Here is a 3440-nt window from a genome sequence, read left to right as displayed (position 1 = left end):
GGCTGGACACAGGTCGCTTCTTCGATGCCACAACATCCAGTGTGGCTTCACGCAGCGTCGTGGTGGTGGTCATCACGGCACCTTTCCCGCCGAGTCCTCACTCAGCGTGTCGGTGCCGGAAACACCGTTCGTTACACAGTCTCCCTTACCGCACGGTCATCGCCTCCGCCTCGCACACCCAACCCTCCGGACGCCAACAACCGAAGGTCTCATCGACAAAGATCCATTGCAATCGGTGAATCCGGCACCAGATGTATGAACGGCTGTCAGCCCGCCGCGCCGAAATTTCCGCAACCTCTTCGGCGGGCCACCAGCCGCCTGATCGAGGCCTAACCGGGCGACTGATCTGACGGGGTTGCTGCGCTTCGTCTCCACCGATGTGACCTGGACATTGAGAACACACGAAAGACTGATCGCCGTAATCGATGACACGGGAAGTCTCCTGCCCGATGGCCGGTCGGTGGCTCCCAGGCGAGCCCCGGCTGTGCACCGTCACCCGGTGGACCCGACCGGTGCCCGCCGGGACGCGTTAGCCGCCCGGCGGGCGGTGTTCACGGGCCGTCGCGCAGTTGGCCGTCGGCCAGGACGTGGACCTCGTCGATGATCGGGCCGATATCGTCGAGTCGGTGGTCGGCGATGACGATGGCGGTACCGGCGCGGTTCAGTTGCGCCAGCAGCTGTCTGAGCCGCGCGGCGGCCGTCCGGGCGAGGCCTTCGAACGGCTCGTCGAGCAGGAGCACGCTCGGGCCGGCGGCGACCGCTCGAGCGATCGCCAGCAGTTGCTGCTCGCCACCGCTTAGCGTTCCCGCGCGTTGCCGTTGCCGGCCGCGCAGCTGGTCGAAGAGCAGTTCGGGCGGGCCCACACCGATATCGCGGTGATGGGGAAGCTGCAGGTTCTCACCCACGGTGAGCCGGGCGAAGATCCGCCGCTGCTGGGGCAGCAGGCCAAGCCCCAGCTGCTGCCGACGGGCCGCGGGCAACCCGGTCAGCGCGTGGGGGCCAAGGTGAATTGATCCGGTCGTGTGCGCTGGGCCGATGCCGGCGATTGTGTTGAGCAGGGTACTTTTTCCGGCGCCGTTGTCAGCGACGACGGCGACCGTCTGTCCTGGGTGGACGGTAAAGGTGATATCACGCAGCACCAAGGCCCGGCCGTAACCTGCCGTCAACGCCGCGACGCGCAGCGCCGGCTCGCCGGTCGCCGCGGACGGCGCGCGATCCTGCGGCGTGGGCCCATCGGCCGGTGGTGGCGGGTCGGTGATGCGGCCGCGGGTCAGGTAGGTGCTCGACGTGGCCACCGAGGTGATGACATCGGGATGGTGATCGGTCAGGAGCACCGTGGTTTCCTGCTCGAGACCGGTCAGAATGCGCATCACCGCCGCCACTTCGGTGGGGCCGAGACCGGCGCTGGGCTCGTCGAGCAGGAGCAGGCGCGGGCGCGCCGCCAGCGCGATCATTAGCTCTGTCTTTCGTTGCATCCCATAGGGAAGTTCGTCCACGCGCCGGTGCTGCACGGGGGAGAGCCCGAACCGTATCAACAGCTCGTCATGGTCTGTTCGGCGGCCGTGGCGCAGCGCCAGCCGGAGGTTGTCGGCGACGGTGAGCTGCCCGGCCAGGGTTGGATGCTGCCAGGTGCGGGCGATGCCGGCTCGGGCCCGCCGGTGTGGCGGCAGGCCGGTGATGTCGTTGCCGGCCAGCAGAATCCGGCCCCTGGTGACGTTCACCTGCCCGGCGACCGCGTTGAGGAGGGTGCTCTTGCCGGCGCCGTTGTGACCGATGATGGCGTGCCGCGCCCCGGCGGGAACGTCCAGGTTGATCCCTTCCAGGATGACGGTGGGGCCGATGGTGACCGCCAGGTCGCGCAGGTGAAGGAAGGTCACGGATTCACCTGCGCAGAGCCGTGGCCCCGTCGACGGGCCAGGAAGATGGCGGCGGCGACAAACGCCGCTCCCAACATCAGCGGGCCACGGCCGGTGAGCAGGTTCCCGCCGATATCTCGCACCGCGATGATCCCGATCGCGGCGAGGCAGGCCCAGATCGGGTGGCGCAGACCGGTGATCGCGGCCAGCAACGCCAGCGCGCTGACGACGTAGCCGAGGTCGCTGGGCGCCACGTAGCCGCGGCCGGCGACCATCAGCGCCCCACCGGCGGCGGCGACCGCGCCGGCCACCACGTATGCCGACCACAACCACAACGTGGCGGCGTAGCCGTCGGCGTGCAGGCGTACCTCATTGGCCGCCAGGCCACGCAATACCAGACCGAACCGGGTCGTCAGCAGCCACACCACCGCGCCGACGAACACGGCGAACCAGGCGAAGACGTACAGATACCGGTGCCCGTCAAGGGTCAGCGTCGCGCCGCCAGCGAGCATCAGCGGTTCGGCGGTCAGTCCGGTGGCGCCGCCGGTGACGGGCCGCCACCGGTCGGCGGCCACATACGCGAGCTCCCCGACCGCGAGCGTGGCCACCAGGAACCAGATCCCGCGCATACGGCACACCAGCACCCCGGCCGCCGCCGGCCACCAACGGTGTCCAGGGGTGGGCGTTGCCGTGGAATCGCCAGCGTGCGGGCGGGTCGCCGGTTGGTGACCCGGCAGCACAGTTTGGTGGCTTGCTGCCAAAGTGTCAGGTCGCCGGCTCCTCCGCCGTGGCGGATGGCGTTGGTCGCCAGTTCGGTGATGGCCAGGACGAAGCCCTTCAGGCGGTCGCCCCGCACCCCTAGATCGGCCGCGTGCGCGGCAACGGAGGTGCGCATCGCGGAGAGGCAGACTGGATCGAAGGTTTGCTGGAGGGCGACCGCCTCGGATGCTGGGCGTGGGGTCGCCGCGACAAGAGAGGGAGGTCGCGACGAGTGCTCCACGCTTGACATGACCTTTGCGGTACCCAGCAGGTCCAGATGCAAAACCACCGGCTGTAGCGTTCACAGTGCGACGTGTTGGTGCAGGCGGTGCCTAGCCGAACACATAGAGACTCCGTGGCGCCGTGGGCGTACCAGAATTTGGAGATGCTCAGCGCGTTGGAGAAGGGGCTTGACGAAGCCGTCGCTGGTAACACCTTGCTACACGGTGACATGTACCCGTTCAACGTCCTGACCACCGACGAGCGGGTCTATATCGTTGACTGGCCGCACGCGTGGGTGGGCGCCAGTCATGTCGATGTCGTCACGTTACTGATCAGCGCCGCGTTGTCGGGCACCGACCCGCAACCGATTCTGGAGTCCCTGCCGTCGACGGCGTCGGTGGATCCAACCTACATAGATGTTCAGCTGGCGGCGCATTCCGGGTTCCTCCTGGCGACGGTCTGCTAGTACGGCAGTCACGACATGCCGTGTGAGCTGGCGGAATGAAGCCCAGCCAGATGATGGACGGCCGCCGCTCGATCATCGAAAGTTGTGGACAATTCAATATCAACTGCGGCGGCCGCAGAATGCAGCGTAGTCGCTGC

Annotated in this window: 4 protein-coding genes; 1 reads left to right on the top strand and 3 read right to left on the bottom strand. The window is 67.7% G+C overall.

The window, feature by feature from the left end:
- Window positions 1-551: 551 nt before the first annotated feature.
- Genes DM816_RS43350 through DM816_RS46085 form a run of 3 tightly spaced genes read right to left on the bottom strand, consistent with a single transcriptional unit; the run spans window position 552 to window position 2865 of the window.
- Entirely contained in the window at window positions 552-1877 is a 1326-nt protein-coding gene (locus tag DM816_RS43350) for an ATP-binding cassette domain-containing protein (RefSeq protein ID WP_162908389.1), read from the bottom strand.
- Window positions 1874-2500: an ABC transporter permease subunit gene (locus DM816_RS40975; protein WP_281274412.1), complete on the bottom strand. Its 627-nt coding sequence runs from the start codon at window positions 2498-2500 to the stop codon at window positions 1874-1876. The genes DM816_RS43350 and DM816_RS40975 overlap by 4 nt, the downstream gene beginning before the upstream one ends.
- A complete protein-coding gene (locus DM816_RS46085) occupies window positions 2383-2865 on the bottom strand; it encodes an ATP-binding protein (protein WP_425455346.1) in 483 nt (160 codons plus the stop codon). Before DM816_RS46085 ends, DM816_RS40975 begins: the two co-directional genes overlap by 118 nt.
- 135 nt (window positions 2866-3000) lie before the next feature.
- Here DM816_RS46085 and DM816_RS40970 point away from each other — a divergent pair, with 135 nt between their 5' ends.
- Complete coding sequence (locus DM816_RS40970) at window positions 3001-3303, top strand: phosphotransferase family protein (RefSeq protein ID WP_246002730.1); 303 nt, start codon at window positions 3001-3003, stop codon at window positions 3301-3303.
- The last annotated feature ends 137 nt before the right edge of the window (window positions 3304-3440 follow it).

The organism is Allorhizocola rhizosphaerae (assembly GCF_003426775.1).
Lineage (GTDB): Bacteria > Actinomycetota > Actinomycetes > Mycobacteriales > Micromonosporaceae > Allorhizocola > Allorhizocola rhizosphaerae.
This window is presented reverse-complemented; position numbering and strand designations above follow the sequence as displayed.

Coding starts and splice junctions, on each gene's coding strand:
- DM816_RS46085 (WP_425455346.1), bottom strand. CDS start 2,865: ATGTCAAGCGTGGAGCACTCGTCGCGACCTCCCTCTCTTGTCGCGGCG.
- DM816_RS40970 (WP_246002730.1), top strand. CDS start 3,001: ATGCTCAGCGCGTTGGAGAAGGGGCTTGACGAAGCCGTCGCTGGTAAC.